The organism is Acidovorax radicis (assembly GCF_020510705.1).
Classification (GTDB): Bacteria; Pseudomonadota; Gammaproteobacteria; order Burkholderiales; family Burkholderiaceae_C; genus Acidovorax; species Acidovorax radicis_A.
Window position 1 is genome coordinate 3,040,056 of the sequence record NZ_CP075184.1, and the last position, 18,248, is coordinate 3,058,303.

General features: G+C 62.7%; 19 protein-coding genes. 13 read left to right on the forward strand and 6 right to left on the reverse strand.

The window, feature by feature from the left end; translation table 11 throughout:
- The first annotated feature begins 28 nt into the window (after positions 1 to 28).
- The 4 genes from KI609_RS13860 to KI609_RS13875 all read left to right on the forward strand — a co-directional run bounded on the left by KI609_RS13860 (position 29) and on the right by KI609_RS13875 (position 4,134).
- Positions 29 to 748, forward strand: coding sequence for a Crp/Fnr family transcriptional regulator (locus KI609_RS13860; RefSeq protein WP_226444105.1), 720 nt, complete (start codon positions 29 to 31; stop codon positions 746 to 748).
- A gap of 16 nt (positions 749 to 764) precedes the next feature.
- On the forward strand, positions 765 to 1,850 hold the full coding sequence (locus KI609_RS13865) for a phosphotransferase (RefSeq protein ID WP_226444106.1): 1,086 nt from the start codon (positions 765 to 767) through the stop codon (positions 1,848 to 1,850).
- Between the two features lie 49 nt (positions 1,851 to 1,899).
- Positions 1,900 to 3,174, forward strand: a complete 1,275-nt coding sequence (locus KI609_RS13870) for an acyl-CoA dehydrogenase family protein (protein ID WP_226444107.1) — start codon at positions 1,900 to 1,902, stop codon at positions 3,172 to 3,174.
- A 303-nt stretch (positions 3,175 to 3,477) separates the two neighbouring features.
- Complete coding sequence (locus KI609_RS13875) at positions 3,478 to 4,134, forward strand: hypothetical protein (protein WP_413463429.1); 657 nt, start codon at positions 3,478 to 3,480, stop codon at positions 4,132 to 4,134.
- A 102-nt stretch (positions 4,135 to 4,236) separates the two neighbouring features.
- Here the strand turns inward: KI609_RS13875 and KI609_RS13880 are convergent, their stop codons facing one another.
- Positions 4,237 to 5,166, reverse strand: a complete 930-nt coding sequence (locus tag KI609_RS13880) for an adenylate/guanylate cyclase domain-containing protein (RefSeq protein ID WP_226444109.1) — start codon at positions 5,164 to 5,166, stop codon at positions 4,237 to 4,239.
- A gap of 333 nt (positions 5,167 to 5,499) precedes the next feature.
- On the opposite strand from KI609_RS13880, the gene KI609_RS13885 reads away from it, so the two are divergent.
- The gene (locus KI609_RS13885; RefSeq protein WP_226444110.1) at positions 5,500 to 5,859 is read left to right on the forward strand and encodes a hypothetical protein; all 360 of its coding nucleotides are present in this window, start codon (positions 5,500 to 5,502) and stop codon (positions 5,857 to 5,859) included.
- 79 nt (positions 5,860 to 5,938) lie between these two features.
- On the opposite strand, the gene KI609_RS13890 is transcribed toward KI609_RS13885, so the two are convergent.
- From KI609_RS13890 to cobA, 5 genes are all read right to left on the reverse strand, one after another.
- A complete protein-coding gene (locus KI609_RS13890; RefSeq protein WP_226444111.1) occupies positions 5,939 to 6,919 on the reverse strand; it encodes an LD-carboxypeptidase in 981 nt (326 codons plus the stop codon).
- Between the two features lie 79 nt (positions 6,920 to 6,998).
- Positions 6,999 to 8,399 (reverse strand): tRNA adenosine(34) deaminase TadA, encoded by a 1,401-nt coding sequence (gene tadA / locus KI609_RS13895; RefSeq protein ID WP_226444112.1) that lies wholly within the window; start codon positions 8,397 to 8,399, stop codon positions 6,999 to 7,001.
- A 54-nt stretch (positions 8,400 to 8,453) separates the two neighbouring features.
- Positions 8,454 to 8,702 (reverse strand): hypothetical protein, encoded by a 249-nt coding sequence (locus KI609_RS13900; RefSeq protein WP_226444113.1) that lies wholly within the window; start codon positions 8,700 to 8,702, stop codon positions 8,454 to 8,456.
- A 145-nt stretch (positions 8,703 to 8,847) separates the two neighbouring features.
- Positions 8,848 to 10,053 carry a branched-chain amino acid ABC transporter substrate-binding protein gene (locus KI609_RS13905; protein WP_413463430.1) on the reverse strand — a complete coding sequence of 402 codons (1,206 nt, stop codon included), beginning with the start codon at positions 10,051 to 10,053 and terminating at the stop codon, positions 8,848 to 8,850.
- A 328-nt stretch (positions 10,054 to 10,381) separates the two neighbouring features.
- Positions 10,382 to 11,203 (reverse strand): uroporphyrinogen-III C-methyltransferase, encoded by an 822-nt coding sequence (cobA, locus tag KI609_RS13910; protein ID WP_226444114.1) that lies wholly within the window; start codon positions 11,201 to 11,203, stop codon positions 10,382 to 10,384.
- Between the two features lie 203 nt (positions 11,204 to 11,406).
- Here cobA and KI609_RS13915 point away from each other — a divergent pair, with 203 nt between their 5' ends.
- Genes KI609_RS13915 through nirJ form a run of 8 tightly spaced genes read left to right on the forward strand, consistent with a single transcriptional unit; the run spans position 11,407 to position 18,213 of the window.
- Positions 11,407 to 13,134 (forward strand): cytochrome D1 domain-containing protein, encoded by a 1,728-nt coding sequence (locus tag KI609_RS13915; protein ID WP_413463323.1) that lies wholly within the window; start codon positions 11,407 to 11,409, stop codon positions 13,132 to 13,134.
- 21 nt (positions 13,135 to 13,155) lie between these two features.
- Complete coding sequence (locus KI609_RS13920) at positions 13,156 to 13,482, forward strand: c-type cytochrome (RefSeq protein ID WP_226444115.1); 327 nt, start codon at positions 13,156 to 13,158, stop codon at positions 13,480 to 13,482.
- Between the two features lie 21 nt (positions 13,483 to 13,503).
- On the forward strand, positions 13,504 to 13,848 hold the full coding sequence (locus KI609_RS13925) for a c-type cytochrome (protein ID WP_226444116.1): 345 nt from the start codon (positions 13,504 to 13,506) through the stop codon (positions 13,846 to 13,848).
- Positions 13,845 to 15,032 (forward strand): cytochrome D1 domain-containing protein, encoded by a 1,188-nt coding sequence (locus tag KI609_RS13930; RefSeq protein ID WP_226444117.1) that lies wholly within the window; start codon positions 13,845 to 13,847, stop codon positions 15,030 to 15,032. Before KI609_RS13925 ends, KI609_RS13930 begins: the two co-directional genes overlap by 4 nt.
- 1 nt (position 15,033) lies before the next feature.
- Entirely contained in the window at positions 15,034 to 16,029 is a 996-nt protein-coding gene (locus KI609_RS13935; RefSeq protein WP_226444118.1) for an Lrp/AsnC family transcriptional regulator, read from the forward strand.
- Complete coding sequence (locus KI609_RS13940; protein ID WP_226444119.1) at positions 16,022 to 16,510, forward strand: Lrp/AsnC family transcriptional regulator; 489 nt, start codon at positions 16,022 to 16,024, stop codon at positions 16,508 to 16,510. The genes KI609_RS13935 and KI609_RS13940 overlap by 8 nt, the downstream gene beginning before the upstream one ends.
- Positions 16,491 to 16,973 (forward strand): Lrp/AsnC family transcriptional regulator, encoded by a 483-nt coding sequence (locus KI609_RS13945; RefSeq protein ID WP_226444120.1) that lies wholly within the window; start codon positions 16,491 to 16,493, stop codon positions 16,971 to 16,973. The genes KI609_RS13940 and KI609_RS13945 overlap by 20 nt, the downstream gene beginning before the upstream one ends.
- A gap of 1 nt (position 16,974) precedes the next feature.
- Positions 16,975 to 18,213: a heme d1 biosynthesis radical SAM protein NirJ gene (gene nirJ / locus KI609_RS13950; RefSeq protein ID WP_226444121.1), complete on the forward strand. Its 1,239-nt coding sequence runs from the start codon at positions 16,975 to 16,977 to the stop codon at positions 18,211 to 18,213.
- Positions 18,214 to 18,248 lie beyond the last annotated feature (35 nt).

Here is an 18,248-nt window from a genome sequence, read left to right on the forward strand (position 1 = left end):
CTGTTTCTAGTCACAAAAAAGACAGGCCATGGACGACCCGATTCTTACCATCGAAGAACGTGAAGCGATCAACTCCGGTCGCTGGTTTTCATCCCTTTCACCTTCTCTACGCCACGACATCCTGCGATGTGCCTACGTCAAACGCTTCAAAGATGGCGGCCTTATCGCTGCACGCGGCGACCCGCCCGAGGAGTGGATTGCGTGCGCGCGCGGTGCAGTGCGGGTGAGTTCCACCTCCATCTCGGGCAAGCAGATCACGCTGACCTACGTGGAGCCGGGCATCTGGTTTGGCGATGTGGCGATCTTCGACGGAGACCGGCGCACGCACGATGCCTATGCGCATGGCGACACCACGATTCTGTGCGTGGCCAAGGCCGATTTCAAGAAGATCCTCGCAGCGCACACCGAGTTCTACGAAGCCATGCTGCGCCTGCATGCACGGCGCATCCGTCAGCTGTATGGCCTGGTGGAAGACCTCAACACCCTGCCCCTGCGCGCGCGGTTGGCCAAGCAGCTGGTGCATCTGGTGCGCAGCTATGGCATTCCGAGCCTGTCGGACGGCAGCGAGATGCGCATCGGGCTGCAGCTGGCGCAGGAAGAGTTGGCACAGCTGCTGGGCGCATCGCGCCAGCGGGTGAACCAGGAGCTCAAGGCCATGGAGCGCGAGGATGCCATCCGCATCGAGCCGGGCGGCTTGGTGGTGCGCGACCGCGACGCCCTCATGCGCATAGCCGAAACCGACAACTGACCCTCTGCACCCACCCATGAGCAACTTTGACCATTTCGTCGGCACCCGTCCTGTTTCCGAGCAGCACGCGTTTGATATCGAAAAACTGACCGCTTGGCTGACGCAGAACATGGCGGGTTTTGCAGGCCCGCTGACCGTAGAGATGTTCAAAGGCGGGCAGTCCAACCCCACCTACAAGCTCATCACCCCCGGCGCCAGCTATGTGATGCGCGCCAAGCCCGGCCCGGTGGCCAAGCTGCTGCCGTCAGCTCATGCCATCGAACGAGAGTTTGCCGTGATGAGCGGCCTCTATGGCACCGGTGTGCCCGTCCCCAAAATGCACGTGCTGTGCGAAGACGAGTCGGTGATGGGCCGCGCGTTTTATGTGATGGAGTGCATGCAAGGCCGCGTGTTGTGGGACCAGTCGCTGCCGGGCATGACACCCACCGAACGCGCTGACATCTACAACGAAATGAACCGCGTGATTGCCGCGCTGCACACCGTGAAGTTTGCTGACCGGGGACTGGCTGGCTACGGCAAACCCGGCAACTACTTTGATCGCCAGATCGGCCGGTGGAGCAAACAATATGTGGCCTCCATCACCCAGCCCATCGAAGAGATGGACCGCCTCATGGAATGGCTGCCCGCGCACATGCCGGCCAGTGCACGGGACGAAGGCCATGTATCCATCGTGCATGGAGACTACCGGCTTGACAACCTGATGTTCCACCCCACCGAACCACGCGTGATCGCTGTGCTCGACTGGGAGCTGTCCACACTGGGCCACCCGCTGGCAGATTTCAGCTACCACTGCATGAGCTGGCATATCCCGGCTGCGATGGGCCGTGGGATTGCGGGGCAAGACCTTGCCGCACTCGGCATCCCGGACGAGGAAAGCTATATCCGCCGCTATTGCGAGCGCACCGGCATCACCACGCCCGAGGCGCTGCGCGCGGACTGGAACTTCTACCTGGCCTACAACATGTTCCGGATCGCGGCCATCCTGCAAGGCATTGCCAAGCGGGTAGAAGCGGGCACGGCATCCAGCGCGCAAGCCAAGGCCTCGGGCGATACCGCACGGCCCATGGCCCAGCTGGCCTGGTCGTTCGCGCAACGCGGCTGACCTGTTGTATGCATTCACCCACGCCCTGATTTTTTGACGGAGACCCCCCATGGACTTTGATTACTCGCCCAAAACCAAACAATTGCAGGCCAAACTCCTGCAGTTCATGGACGACCACATCTACCCCGCCGAGGCCGTCTACACGGCAGAACTGGCGGCCAACACGGCAGCAGGCAAACGCTGGAGCGCGTTGCAAACCGTTGAAGACCTCAAAACCAAGGCCCGGGCTGCAGGCCTATGGAACCTGTTTTTGCCCGTCGACAGCGCGGCTGCATCGGGCTATGACGGCGCTGGGCTCACCAACCAGGAATACGCGCCCCTAGCCGAAATAATGGGCCGCGTGCCATGGGCCAGCGAAGCCTTCAACTGCTCTGCGCCTGACACAGGCAACATGGAAACCATTGCACGCTACGGCGACGACGCCAACAAGGCCCGCTGGCTCAAGCCACTGCTCGAAGGCAAGATCCGTTCCGCCTTTGCGATGACCGAGCCCGATGTGGCGTCAAGTGATGCCACCAACATCGCCACCCGCATCGAGCGCGATGGCGATGAATACGTCATCAACGGGCGCAAATGGTGGATCTCCGGTGCCGCTGATCCGCGTTGTGCGGTGTTCATCACCATGGGAAAAACCGACCCTGACGCACCCCGTCACTCGCAACAGAGCATGGTGCTGGTGCCCGCAGATGCCAAGGGGATCAATATCATTCGCCCCCTGAACGTTCTGGGCTATGACGATGCACCCCACGGCCATGTGGAGATGACGTTCGAGAACGTTCGCGTGCCGGTCTCCAACATTCTGCTGGGCGAAGGCCGGGGCTTTGAGATCGCCCAAGGCCGCCTTGGCCCTGGGCGCATCCACCATTGCATGCGCCTCATTGGCCTGGCCGAGCGCGCGCTGGAGCTGATGTGCAAACGCGCCAGCTCGCGCATCGCCTTCGGCAAGAGTGTGGCCCAGCAGACCGTGACGCAAGAGCGCATTGCAGAAGCCCGCTGCAAGATCGACATGGCCCGCCTGCTGACCCTCAAGGCCGCCTGGCTGATGGACGTGGCGGGCAACAAGGTCGCCAAGACTGAAATCGCCATGATCAAGGTGGTGGCGCCCAGCATGGCCTGCCAGGTGATCGACTGGGCCATGCAAGCGCATGGCGGCGGCGGCATGTGCGATGACTTCCCCCTGGCCTATGCCTATGCCGGCGCGCGCACGCTGCGTTTTGCGGACGGCCCGGATGAAGTGCACCGCAACGCCATTGCCAAGTGGGAACTCGGCAAATATGGCGCCTATGGAAAAGACGCTGGCGTCCCCGTTACGCGCGGCGGTTGAGCGCCCCACCATCGGTGTCACAACAGGCGGCCTGCGGGCCGCCTTTTTTCACCCGCAGGTGCCCTAGGCGGCTCCTTCTGCATTAGAAAGAGCGGTGACTCGACGGCGCCTTCGGGCCTCCGCTGCACCCTCTCCCTCGCCCTGTCCTTTGTTAATCCGTTAAAACCAGCCTCTATACCTCCTGCATTCCGAGGTGGCGTTTCTCCCCCTTCCATTGGCATTGGTTATGCCTCTACTGGCTTCATGAACCCCTTCATTGCCCCTGGCCCGGATCTTCGTTTTAGACAGGCACGCCGGCTATGGATGCTGGGCGTGGCCCCTGCGGCCGTGGCATTGGTGCTCCTCAGCCCGTCAGCGCGGGCCGCAGGCGGCGCGCTCGCTGCCTCGACCACCATTTCGGCGGACACCTGCCCCACGTCTGAGGCCTCTGCGGCAGCGCAGCGCCTGGTGCGCTGGGTGGCAGCCACGGCAGACCACCAAGGCATGCCCTTTGCAGTCATCGACAAACCGCAGGCGCGCATTCATGTGTTCTCTGCGCGTGGCCAGTGGTTGGGAAGCTCACCCGTGCTGCTGGGTGTGGCCCGGGGCGACCGGTCTGCGCCAGACATCGGCACGCGGCCGTTGTCACTCATTCCACCCCAGGAACGCACCACCCCTGCGGGCCGCTTTGTGACCGAGCCTGGCCGCAACCTGCAGGGTGACGACATTGTGTGGATCGACTACGAGGCTGCGGTCTCGCTGCACCGGGTGCGCAGCGTGAAAGCCTCTGAACGGCGAAGGCAGCGTCTGGCAAGCCCCAGCCTGCCAGACAAGCGCATCAGCTATGGGTGCATCAATGCGCCGGAGCCGTTTTACAACCAGCTCATCGCGCCACTGTTCGGGCAGGCCCGCGGCGTGGTGTATATCCTGCCGGATACCGAGCCATTTGCTACGTTTTTCGGAGCTGCTAGCGCTTATTAATAAAGCGCCAGAGGCACTTTTCGTTTAAACATTCAAGGCGCGCAGCACAGGTAACCGCCGTTTGAATGCAGCCCCGAGCGCGGCCGCAACACGGGGCCAGCCCTACCCCAAATGGACGTTGGTGCCCGCCACGTGGAACTGCATGACCGGCGCACTGGGTTCAGAGAACGACACGCCCAGCGCGATCTGACCGGTGCCGTGAAGAATGCATGCGTCGCGGCGCAGCCGCACGGGGGAATCACTTCCATCAAACCGCACCCAGGTGCCAAAGCTGCTCATGTCGGTCAGCACGAAACCGCTATTGCGCCAGTCGATGCGCGCATGAAGGCGCGACACCCTCGGATCGTTGATGCACAACTGGGCATGCGTGGCGCGCCCGATATGCACCGGCGCATCCGACGATGTGAAGGACATGTCCGCCCCATGCCACGAAAACTGGATCTGGCCCAGAATCGAGTCTGCCGGAGCAAAGCTGCTGACCAACGCGGCTTGCATCGTGAGCGAATCCGGCTCTTCGTTCTCGCGCCACTCCACCTGGTAGAGCATGAGCAACTCGGCCTTGCCACGGATCTCCATCATCCCCAGTTTGCGATACCAGACGTCGGGTGCAGCGCCTGCCAGCAGCACCGCCGTTTCGGTGGCCCAAATTTCAGACGGGCCGGCACGCTCACACAGACGCGAAGCGACGTTGACGGCATCTCCATAACAATCGCCACCTACATCCACCACTTCGCCACTGGCCACGCCCACACGGATGTCCATGCGCAGTGGCAAGGGCCAGCGGTGCAGCCGGTCCTGGTGGTGCCGCAGCATGGAAGAGATCGCCGACACAGCCCCCGAGGCATCTCCAAAGATGGCCAGAACGCCGTCCCCGAGCTTTTTGACCACCCTGCCGCCATGCGTTTCTATGGTTTCTCCAATCCACTGAGTAACTTGTGTCACAGCCTCCGTGGCGCGCTCGTTACCAAGCGTCTCATACAACGAGGTACTGCCAGAGATGTCCGCAAAGACCACCGTGGACAACACACTCATGAACACGAACCCATTAGCAACATCATGTGATTCAGTTTAGTGCAAGCGCCATGAAGACGCACGCAACAAAGCGTCAACAATCCTGTGCGACCCCGTGGCACAAGAGCCGCAGCGCTGATGCACCCCTTAACCCTGGCATGGCAGCACGGCCCACAGCACGTTCCACATCGAGACCAAAAAATCCGAAGCAACCCGCTCAAATGCGCAATAAATCGCAACAACCAGGCCCTGCGTGTTGTCTTTATGCAAAAACAGGAGCAGCACCCTTGCGCCCCTCCTTTCCCCGGCTTACTTTAAGCAACCCCGCCACTCGCACCGTATTGCACTCTTTTCATGCGCTGGAACAAGCCCAACATTCGCAACGACCTGCACGACCTGCTCGGTCGCGACAAGCCGTCATCGACGGCGTGGGTGCGCGATCAGGGGCTTGAAGTGGTGCGACGGGCCATGCTTCAAAACCTGATGGGTCTGACGGGGTGTGAAGTGGCTCGCATGAGCATGCGGCTGCGTTATGCGGGTGACATTGAGGCACTCTGGTATTTGCGCACCGATCTGTTCAATACCTTGTTGCCCTATCGCGGGCAGGCCGTTACGCAAGAACTTCTGGACCAGGTCACACCCTTGTTCCAGGGGCTGTTTCCGATGTCGGTGCGTGCTCCGTTGCCCGGCCATCCGCTGCCCACCAATCACTGAGATTGCAGGGCAGGCAGCGCCACACGGCGCAGGCGCGCAAACACCGCTTTGCAGACCGTCTTAGAACGTGTTCACGTTCTCAGTGCTGATGGCCCCAGTAGATCAGCGCGTCGCGCTCTTCCACCGACAGCGATACAGTGCCGCCCACTGGCAAAAGCACCTTGGTCGCCACATGCCCGTAAGGCAGATTGGTGAGCACTGGCGCCTTGATCTGGGTGCGCAGCCAGTCGATCACCGACTGCAACTTGTAGCCTTTGTCGTGAGGTGCCAGCTTGTAATTGGTGAACTGCCCCAGTACCACGGCCTTCTGCTTGGCCAGAACCCCTGCATGGAGCAACTGGCTGAGCATGCGCTCGATGCGATACGGGTGCTCGTGCAGGTCCTCCACGAACAACACACCACCCGGCACATCCGGAAAATACGGCGTGCCGACCAGCGATGCCAACACCGCAAGGTTGCCCCCCCACAGCGTGGCGCTCTTGACGTACACACCGGGTACGGCAGGCTTGCCGGTCACGGCATGGGGCTTTTCGCGGTGCATGCGCCAGCCAGTGCCTTCGCCGTGGCCCGTGAGCAGGTCGTCGAAACAGGCCTCCATGATGTCGTCGGGCTCACCCTCTGCGCCAAAGTCGGCACCCAGCGACGGGCCCGCCCAGGTGGTTGCACCGGTTTTGGCCAGCATGGCGAGCTGAAACGCGGTGAAATCGCTCACACCCACAAAGTGCGTGCCCTTGGCAATGGCCTTGGCCACCGTCTTGTAGCGAATACCCGGCAAGATGCGCGACAGGCCATAGCCGCCCCGCGAGATCAGCGCCACATCTGCACCACTGGCTGCAGCGCGGTGGATGGCCGCCAGGCGCGTGGCATCGTCCCCGGCAAAACGCGTGTGCACGGCCAGCGCGTCAACGTCCACTTCGACCTCGTGGCCCCGGGCCTTCATGCGCGCAATGCCGCGCTTGAAGGCGGCCTTGTCGCGCACAGCACCGGAGGGCGAATAGATGTAGATGTGCTTGGAACCGTGGTCGTGGTCACACTGGGAATGGTCGTGATGGTCGTGCAAAGCGCTCAGGCCCTTGGCAGGCCTGCTCCGTAAACAGGGGCTAACCCGGCACGTGCTGCAATCAGCACACGACCGGGGCTCAATGGCCGAAGTATTCCACAGCCCGCGCGGCAATGGCTTCGCCATGCTCGGGCACAAAATGCCCGACATGGGGCAGCACCAGGGGCTCTGGGCAACCGTGAATGTCATGGCGCAGCGCCTGCATGCTGGACAGCCCCAGCACCGGGTCTTGCCCCCCCACCACCATCAGGCTGCGGCCGCGCCACTGGCTCTGCCAGAACTGGCGGGCTTGCCGCGAGAGAGCGGCACCGGGGTCATCAACGGCAGCAGGCACCCGCTCGGGAAAGGCCCGCAACGCCGCGCGATAGCCCCGATCAGGAAACGGTGCGTCGTAGGCAGCACAGTCGGCTGGCGAAAAGTGGGGGTTTCCCCGCGCCAGGAGGCGCCCCACGCTATACAGGGGCTTGTCACGGCACATCGCGCGCCATTGTGCAAAGCCCGGCGCAAGAGGTTTATCGCCCGTGGCCAGCAAGGTGTTCATGACCAGCAGGCCTTCAAAGCGGTCTGGCGCAGCCATGGGCAGCGTCAGCCCCAGGATGCCGCCCCAGTCTTGCACCACCAGCACCGTGCGGTGCAGGTCCAGGCGTTCGATCAGCTCCAGCAGCACCTGGCGGTGCCATTCAAAAGCGTGCACGCCTTCTTTTTTGGGCTTGTCGCTTTTGCCAAAGCCGATCATGTCCGGCGCCACCACCCGATCGCCCGCTGCGAGAAACGTCGGCAGCATATGCCGGTACAGATAGCTCCAGGCCGGGTTGCCATGCAGGCACAGCCAGGTGCGTGGGGCTGCGCGCGGGTCTTTGGGGCCCTCGTCAAGGTAATGCAAACGCAGCCCCGCCAGGCTGGGCAGATCGCTCACGTAATGGGGCGCCCAGGGGTAACCTGGCAAGTTGGCGAAAGCCGTATCGGGGGTGCGCAATGCGTCGTCGCGCAAGGGGTGGCGGGCCAGTGCCTCGGCCTTTTGCAGGCTGCGACGCTGGCGAAAGAAATCGCTCAGTGCTTGGCCGCACTCATCGGCCAGTACACCACCGTGCAACTGCGTCTGGTGGTTGATCTGCGCGAAGCCAAACAGGTCAAGCACCGACCCGGCGGCCCCGGTTTTCGGGTCTGCCGCGCCATACACCACCCGTGCCAGCCGCGCGTGCACCATGGCACCACTGCACATGGCGCACGGCTCCAGCGTCACGTAAAGCGTGCACCCGTCCAGTCGGTAGTTACCCAGCCGTTGTGCCGCCGCCCGCAATGCGACGATCTCGGCATGTGCGGTGGGGTCATGGTCGTGCAGCGGGGCATTGCGGCCGGTGGCAATGACCTCACCGTCCTTCACCACCACGGCACCCACTGGCACTTCACCAGCACGCGCCGCCATGTGCGCCTGCGCCAAGGCAAGGCGCATCCACTGCGTATCAGGACTCTCGCTCATTACTATGATATTTATAGCTGATTGCGCTTATAAATAAAGCGCCAGAGGCCATTTTTACTGTTTTTGCTCATCCTCAGGCATAGGCCGTGCCTGTTGCATCAGGCCTTCCATCTGCTGCTTGACCTGTTGTTGCATCTGCTGGCTTTGCTCGCGCACCGTGGCGGCAGGCGCCGGTGCCACCGGACCGGGCACACTTTGAAACGCGGGCACGGGCGCGCGCGTGGCTGCCAGCTGTTTTTTGACCAGCACACCCACCAGGGCCAGCGCCACCACCAGCCCTACCAAACCGAACGCTGCACGCATGTCATGGCTCCTTGCCGGGCAACGCCGGCACGATTGATATCGGCCAGACTGTAAAGGATGCCCGGCAACCCCAGATCGATCCGGCACCCGGATGCAAAAACGGCCGCACAGGGCGGCCGCTCAACGTCTGCGTCAGACCGCTGCGTCAGTTCAGTGCCACGCGGTGGCCATCCTTGTAGGTGTAGAGGGTCACGGCGGGTGTCGTCAGCTCGCCCTTGGCGGTGAAGGCGATGTTGGCTGTCACGCCCTTGTATTCCGTTTTAGCAAGGAACGGGGTGAACACCTTGGGATCCACCGAATTGGCGCGCTTCATGGCGTCGGCCAGCACCATGGCGGCGTCATAGGCATAGGGGCTGTAGATCTGAAACTGGCCCGGGAACTTGGCGTCATAGCGCTTCTTCCAGTCGCTGCCGCCCTGCATCTTGTCGACCGACGCACCGCCGGTGGCGCAGGTCACGTTCTTGAGCCCCGGGGTTTTGCCAGACAGCTCGGGCAGCTTTTCGGTGCACAGCGCGTCACCGCCAAAGTACTTCACATGGCCCAGCCCGAGTTGCTCCATCTGGCGCAGCATGGGGCCGGCTTGTGCGTCCAGGCCACCATAAAAAATCGCATCCGGCTTCTTGCTCTTGATGGCCGTGAGGATGGCCATGAAGTCGGTCGCCTTGTCGTTGGTGAACTCTTCGCCCACCACCTTCAGGCCCTTTTGCAGCGCCGTGGCCTTGAACACAGACGCCACGCCCTGCCCGTAGGCGGTGCGGTCGTCGATGATGGCTACCGACTTGAGCTTCAGGTGGTCAGCGCCAAACAACGCCAGCGCAGCGCCCAGGGCGTTGTCATTGGCAATGAGGCGAAACGTGGTCTTGTTGCCGGGCTTGGTCAGATCGGGGTTGGAGGCCGATGCCGTGATGTGTGGCAGGCCACACTTGTCATACACCGACGAGGCCGGGATGGACGTACCCGACTGCAAGTGGCCCACCACGCCCGCCACGTTCTGGTCACACAGCTTTTGGGCCACGGCGGTGGCTTGGCGGGGGTCGCCCGCATCGTCTTCGGCCGCGATCTCGAACTTGATCTTTTTGCCGCCAATCACCAAGCCCTGTGCGTTGAGGTCGTCAATCGCCATGCGCACGCCGTTTTCTGTGTCCTTGCCGATGTGGGCAATGCCGCCGGAAACTGGCCCCGCGTGGGCGATCTTGACAGTCTGCGTGTCTTGGGCAAACACACTGGCAGAGGCCAGCGAACAAGCCGCCAGTGCAGCCGCAGCAGTCAACGAGAAACGGGGCGAAGAAGAAAAACGCAGCACAGTGAAAATCTCCAGAATCGGTACAAAAAGCAGCCCGCCGCACCACATCAGGGCATCGGCACGCCCCACATCGTAGCCATTTGCACCACCATGGGAAGGCATTTAATGTGTATGCATAGCAATATTCAGTGCCATTACCTTGGCTAATGAAGTTGTACACAAGCGCCTTGGAACTCATAGTGCGACCCGCAAGCGTCAGAAGATCGGCCTCGGCGAGCCCGCCTACTGCCGGGGCGCAAGCACACAGGCCAATCCCCCGAATGCGCGGCCACTCCCGGGCCTCGCCTGAGCTGGGCTGGACCGGGCTGGCAACCGTCCGCCAGTTCCCGGCCACACACGGATGCGCTAGCGCTGTAGAGGCTTGCGGGCCATCGGGTCAGGTCACTGCACGCGCCTGCCCCTGCGAGAGCTTTTTCTGTAGCGACACCACACCGCCCACAATGACCAGGGCGGGCGCCCTGACCGCACGGTCAATGGCCAATTGCGGCAGCGACGCCAGGGTGCCGGTGGTGACACGTTGATCTGGCATGGTGGCACGCTCCACGATGGCGGCGGGGGTCTGCGCTGGCAATCCGTGCGCCACGAGTTGCGTGCAAATCGTGGGAAGCGTGGCCACCCCCATGTAGAACACCACCGTCTGCCTGGGGCGTGCAAGCAGTGGCCAGTCCAGCGCGGATTCATTGGTGCCTCGCAAATGCCCCGTTGCTAATACCAGCGTACCGGCATGGTCGCGGTGGGTCAGTGGAATGCCTGCACACGCACCCGCGCCTTGTGCCGCCGTGATACCAGGGATCACGTCGAAAGGGATGCCGGCTTCTGCAAGGGCCAGCGCCTCTTCACCGCCGCGCCCGAAGACGTAGCAATCCCCGCCCTTGAGACGCACCAAAGACCGCCCGCTGCGCGCCAGTTTGCACATGAGTTCAATGATGCCCTCCTGCGGCAATGTGTGGCAGGACGACTCCTTGCCCACATAGATGCGCTCGGCACTGGCGGGCACCAAACCAAGCACCTGCTCGCCAACCAGGTGGTCATAGAGCACGAGGCTGGCCTGGCGCAGCACACGCGCTGCTTTGACGGTCAGCAGATCCGGGTCACCAGGACCGGCGCCGACGAGTGTTACGAAACCCGCAGGCACGGTGGTGCCGGGGGCAGCACCGTGTGCGGGCGTCAACCATTGGGGATCGTCCATGAAGCTCATCGCGTGGCTCTCTTGTCGTCAGATGGGGTGATGCATTGTTTGAATACACAGGCCCGCGCGTCCTTGAACCAGTTCAAGGACAGCGCGCACCAGCCACAGGACGATATGCATACCCGCACGCAACGAAGGACAGCCGTTGGACGGGTCGGAAAGCGCAACCGCGCCACCTCCGAAAACCAGACGCTGCTCCCAACGGAGGACCGATGAAGAACACAGTCAAAACCGTCCAGCACCTCGCACTGGCAGCCCTCGCACTGGCTTGCACCGCCGTGATGGCACAGGCAGGCAAAGGAGTCTCGCAGCCCGAATTGAACTACCAGGCGGGTGGTTCTCCTTTGGTCACCGAGCCCATGCACCAGAGCACGAACCCCAAGGCACCGCCCATGACGGCAGCAGAGTTCGAGAAGGCACGCCAGACCTACTTCGAGCGCTGCGCTGGTTGCCACGGTGTGTTGCGCAAGGGCGCCACGGGCAAGCCCCTCACCCCCGACATCACGCTGGCCAAAGGCACGGACTACCTCAAAGTGTTCATCGCCTATGGCTCACCCGCCGGCATGCCCAATTGGCAGACCTCCGGTGAGTTGAGCGAGACCGAAGTCGACTTGATGGCCCGCTACATCCAGCAAGAGCCGCCACAGCCGCCCGAGTGGAGCATGGCGGACATGAAGAAGACCTGGAAGATCGCGGTGGCGCCCAAGGACCGGCCCACGAAGAAGATGAACAATTACAACATTGCCAACATCTTCTCGACCACGCTGCGGGACACCGGTGAAGTGGCGCTGATCGACGGCGACACCAAACAGATCATCAACATCGTCAAGACCGGCTACGCGGTGCACATCACGCGCACCTCGGCATCCGGCCGCTACCTGTTCGTGATCGGTCGCGATGGCCGCGTCAACATGATTGACCTGTGGATGCCCAAGCCCGACAACGTGGCAGAGATCCGCATTGGCCTTGAAGCCCGCTCGGTGGACACCTCCAAGTTCAAGGGGTACGAAGACAAACTGGCCATCGCGGGTGCTTACTGGCCACCCCAGTACGTCATCATGGACGGCGACACGCTGGAGCCCAAGAAGATCGTCTCCACCCGTGGCATGACCGTGGACACGCAGGAATACCACCCCGAACCACGCGTGGCCTCCATCGTGGCTTCGCACTACAAGCCCGAGTTCATTGTCAATGTCAAGGAAACCGGCCAGACGCTGATGGTCGACTACTCGAACCTGAACGCGCTCAAAACCACCGAAATTGGTTCGGCACGGTTCCTGCACGACGGGGGCTGGGACTCGACCAAGCGCTATTTCATGGTAGCCGCCAACAACAGCAACAAGATTGCTGCGATTGACGCCAAGGACGGATCGCTGGCCGGGCTGGTGGACGTGGGCAAGACGCCGCACCCAGGCCGTGGCGCGAATTTCATCCACCCCACCTACGGCCCCGTCTGGGCCACCGGTCACCTGGGTGATGAAACCATTTCGCTGATCGGCACCGACCCCAAGAAGCACAAGCAGTATGCGTTCAAGGAAGTTGCCAAACTCACGGGCCCCGGCGGCGGTGCACTCTTCATCAAGAGCCACCCCAAGTCCAAGCACCTGTACTCGGACGCTCCCCTGAACCCCGATACCAAGCTGTCGCAATCGGTGGTGGTGTTCGACATCAATGCGCTCGACAAGGGCTACACCGTGCTGCCGATCGCCCAGTGGGCTGGCTTGCCGGACGACGGCGGTGCCAAGCGAGTCGTACAGCCCGAGTTCAACAAGGACGGTGACGAGGTGTGGTTTGCCGTGTGGTCCGCCAAGGACAAAGCCTCCGCGCTGGTGGTCGTCGACGACAAGACGCTCAAGCTTAAGGCCGTCATCAAGGACCCTCGCATCATCACGCCCACAGGCCACTTCAACGTCAACAACACGCAGCACGACGTGTATTGATTTCTTAGACAGGAGCAAACCATGACGAACCAATCCATTGCATGGCATATGGCCTTGGCCATTGCGCTCGGGCTTGCCAGCGGAGCCGCAAGCGCTGCCGGCCCCGAAGAGGCCATGAACAAGGCTGGCTGCATGGCATGCCACTCCAAGGACAAGAAGCTGGTGGGCCCGGCGTTCAAGGAGATTGGCGCCAAGTACAAGGGCAAAGACGTCACTGCGCAGCTGATGGACAAAGTGCGCAAAGGCGGCTCAGGCAGCTTTGGCCCCATTCCGATGTCCCCCAACACACCGGACAAGATCAGCGACGCTGATCTGAAGGCCGCTGTGGAGTTCATTCTCAAATCCTGAGCGCCCTGCGCAACAACTGCCATGTGGACCCGCACCGCTGTGTTGTTGCCGTTGATCCTGGCCTGTGCCGGGGTGGCGGCGCAGCCGTCCCAGTCACCGGCCCGCCAGCAAGAGCTGGTGCGCATGGTGCGCCAGGACTGCGGGTCTTGCCACGGCATGCACCTCACGGGCGGGCTGGGCCCGCCCCTTACTTCAGCAGCCTTGGTGAACCAATCCGTTCAGTCCATGGCTGCCACCATTTTTCACGGCCGCCCCGGCACGCCCATGCCGCCGTGGCGCGACTTTCTGACCGAGGCAGAGGCTCAGTGGATCGCTGAACAACTGTCCGTCGGATTTCCTCCCTTACCTTCCAGGCCCCTGCCATGAAACGACGCCCGCTGCTTTCTTGCCTGGCCGCCCTGCCGCTGCTGGCCAGCGGATGCGCCACCCTCGCGCCCGAGGCGTTGATGGGCACAGGAGACCTGGGGGTGGTGATCGAGCGCGCAACAGGCTCCGTCCTGCTCGTCAACACCAGCCACCATACCGTTCTGGCACGGGTATCAGGGCTGGGCGATCTCTCGCACGCGTCCGTGGTGTTCTCCCGCGATGGCCGCAACGCCTACGTCTTTGGGCGCGATGGCGCCGTGACCCGCATCGACCTCATCACCCGCCGGATCACCGCACGCGAGCAGCAGGCAGGCAACTCGATCGGGGGCGCCATCAGCGCCGACGGAACGCTGATTGCCGCGCAAAATTACACACCCGGTGGCGTCAAGGTGTTCGACGCCACCACCATGCAGTTGTTGGCGGATATTCCGGCACTCACGCGCGAAGGCCAAAGATCGCGCGTAGTGGGGCTGGCCGACTTGCCTGGCCGCCGCTTCATCTACAGCCTCTTTGATGCCGATGCCATCTGCATTGCCGACTGCAGTAATCCCACCCAGCCCCAAATAACCCGCATCGACAACATTGGCCACCAGCCCTATGACGCCCTCGTCACGCCCGACGGTCGGCACTACATCGCGGGTCTATTTGGCGAGGACGGTCTCGCACTGGTAGACACATGGGCAGAGCAACCATCGGCACGCCGGATTCTGAGCGGCTATGGCCGTGGCCAGCAGCCCTTGCCCGTCTTCAAGATGCCCCATTTGCGCGGCTGGGCCGTGGCGGGGCGGCACGCTTATTTGCCAGCCATCGGGCGCCATGAGGTGCTGATCGTGGACACCACGTCCTGGACCGAAGTCGGTCGTATCCCCGTGGCTGGGCAACCGGTGTTTGTCATGGCAAGGCCTGACGGGCGGCAAGTCTGGGTGAACTTCGCCGTGCCTGACTACCATCGCGTGCAGGTTATCGACACCATGGATCAACGCGTCGTGGCCACCTTGCAGCCAGGCAAAGCGGTGATGCATATGGAGTTCACGCCACGCGGCGAATCGGTGTGGATCAGTTGCCGCGACGACGACCGGGTGCAAGTGGTAAACACGGCGACTCTGGCCACGCAGGCGTCCCTGCCTGCGCAGGCGCCCAGTGGCATTTTCTTCTCGGCACGCGCACAACGCATGGGCTTTTGACATGCATGCCCTCGCCAAGGACTTACCGCTGCTCAACGCGTGGCAACGCGATTTCCCGCTGTGCACCCATCCGTTTGCCGTGCTCGGATGTGCGCTGGACAGGCCGGTCGACGACATCCTCGCCACCTGCCGGCACCTTCTGCACACAGGCACCTTGAGTCGCATTGGGGGCGTCTTCGCGCCGGGCGCAGGCGGCGCCGGCATGCTGGCAGCCATGGCCGTGCCCACGGAAAGGCTGGACGAGGTGGCCGCCTTCGTCTCGGCTCACCCAGGGGTAAACCACAACTACGAGCGCGACAACCCGCTCAATCTATGGTTCGTCATCACCGCAGCGGACCCCACTGCCATGGAGCGCATCCTGGCGGGTATCGAGCGCCACACAGGCCTCACTGTGGAGCGACTCCCGATGGTGCGCCCCTATCGCATCGACCTGGGGTTTGATCTGGGCCGCAGCACCGCTGCGGCCGGTGGCATCACATTGGCCGCAATAACCCCCGTGCCAGAACCTGAGGCAGGCCTTGCGGCCCTCGCCGAACAGGGCCTGCCGGTCGTGGCGCAGCCTTTTGAAGCCTGGGCGCAGCAGCTGGGATGGACAGAACCCGAGGTCTTGTCAGTCCTCGCCCGCTGGCTGGCCCAGGGCACCCTGAGCCGTTTTGGCATGGTGGTTCGCCACCACGAAATGGGCTTCACGGCCAACGCCATGACCGTCTTCGATGTGTCGGACGAGCAGGTCGATGCCTGCGGAGAAATGCTGGCGCGGCAACCAGGCATCACGCTCGCCTACCGCCGCGCCCGCTCGAAAAACTGGCCCTACAACCTGTACTGCATGGTGCACGGCCGCGAACGCGGCGAGGTGCTGGCGCTCGTAGAGCAGGCGGCACAAGAAGCCAGCATCGGGCATCTGCCGCACCAGGTGCTTTTTTCGCTGCGCCGCTTCACACAGCGCGGCCCACGCCGTTTTGCCGCGGCAACGCCCACCAAAGCCCGCCATGCTTAGCACAGACCAACTGCGTCTCATGGACTACCTGCACGGCGGCTTTCCGGTGGTGGACCGCCCGTTTGCAGCGGTGGGCGAAGCCTTGGGCTGGACCGAAGACCATGTGATCGAATCCCTTCGCCAACTGCTTTCCAACGGCGTGCTCACCCGTTTCGGCCCCCTGTTTCAGATCGAGCGGGCCGGTGGTCAGTTCATGCTGGCGGCGCTCATGGTCCCCGAAGAGCGCTTTGACGAAGTTACCGCGCTGGTGAACGCCCTGCCAGAGGTAGCGCACAACTATCGCCGTGAACACCCCACCTTGAACATGTGGTTTGTACTGGCCGCGGAGTCGGCCGACGGCGTGGCACGGGCGGCAAAGCGCATCGAGCAATCCACAGGGCTGGCCGTGTTTCTTTTCCCCAAAGAGCGTGAATACCACGTCGAACTGCGCTTGCCGCTTTGCGCAGACCAAGGAGTCTCCCATGGCACTTGGCGCATTTGATCGTGCACTGATCGCTGCGGTGCAAGGTGGCTTGCCGCTGGTGGCGCGCCCCTACGAAGCCGTGGGTGCCATGCTCGGCGTGGACGGCGAACAGGTGCGCGCGCGGCTGCAGTCGATGCTGCAAGAGGGCCTGGTGCGTCGCATTGGTGCGGTGCCCAACCACTACCGGCTGGGCTTCACCGCCAACGGAATGAGTGTGTGGGATGTGGACGATGCGCAGGTAGACACGCTCGCCGGTCAAATTTTGCAACTCAAGGGCATCAGCCATTGCTATCGGCGCACCCGCCATCTGCCCGATTGGCCCTACAACCTGTTTGCGATGCTGCACGGGCGCTCGCGCGCAGAAGTCGAGAGCCAGGCCGACGTGGTGGCCTCGGTGCTTGGCCCGGCCTGCCGTGCGCACGACATTCTTTACTCCACCGCCATTCTCAAAAAGACAGGCCTGCGCCTGAAGGACCACTGAGATGTTTCGCATCAGCCAATACATGCGCGAGCTCGCCCGCGCACAAGCCGACGGTGTGTACCCAGCTGCGCATGACCGCAAGGCCAAAGGGCCCGTGGTGATATGGAATCTGATCCGGCGTTGTAACCTCACCTGCAAACACTGCTACGCCCTGTCGGCAGATCACGACTATTCAGGCGAGCTGTCACGCGCTGAAGTGTTCGATGTGATGCAGGATCTGCGGGCCTACGGCGTCCCGGTGCTCATTCTTTCGGGCGGAGAGCCTCTGATGCGCCCCGACCTCTTCGAGATCGCCCAGCGCGCACGCGAGATGGGTTTCTACACGGGCCTGTCTACCAACGGCACGCTCATCGACGAGCCCATGGCTGACCGTATCGCGGCAATGGAATTCGACTATGTGGGCATCAGCCTGGACGGCCTGCGTGACACGCATGACCGCTTTCGCCGCCTGCAAGGCGCCTTTGAATTAAGCCTGAACGCGTTGCACCTGCTGCGGGCCCGCGGCGTCAAGGTGGGCATGCGTTTCACGATGACCTCCATGAACGCCCACGATCTGCCCGCTCTGCTGGCGCTGATGCGTGAGCACAAGGTGGATAAATTCTATTTTTCCCATCTCAACTATGCCGGGCGCGGCAACATCCATCGCGGCAAGGACGCGCAGTTCCAGGCCACGCGCGAAGCGCTGGAGATGCTGTTCGAACGGGCCTGGCAAGCCGCACAGGACGGACTGCCCGAGGAATATGTCACCGGCAACAACGACGCGGACGGCCCCTTCCTTTTGCAATGGGTGCGCTCGCACCTGCCGCAATGGGGCGCCCACATCGAGCAGCGGCTGCGCGCCTGGGGCGGCAACGCGAGCGGCCTGAATGTGGCCAACATCGACAACCTCGGCCTTGTGCACCCCGACACCATGTGGTGGCACCACACGCTTGGCGACGTGCGCCAGCGTCCGTTTTCGGACATCTGGAACGACATGTCCGACCCGCTGATGGCTGGACTCAAGCAGCAACCACGCCCGGTGCAGGGCCGGTGCGCGCAGTGCCGCTATTTGTCGATGTGTGGTGGCAACACGCGCGTGCGCGCTCAGCAGCTCACCGGCAACGCCTGGGCCGAAGATCCTGGCTGCTACCTGGAGGACGCAGAGATCGGCCTGCCCCCCAAAGAAACAGGTACCACAGAAGCGGCCCCGCACAGCCGCCAGCGCGTCACCATCCCCATCCGGGAGCAGCTCCATGTATAGCCCATCCGAAAACACCCGCATTGACTGGCATACCC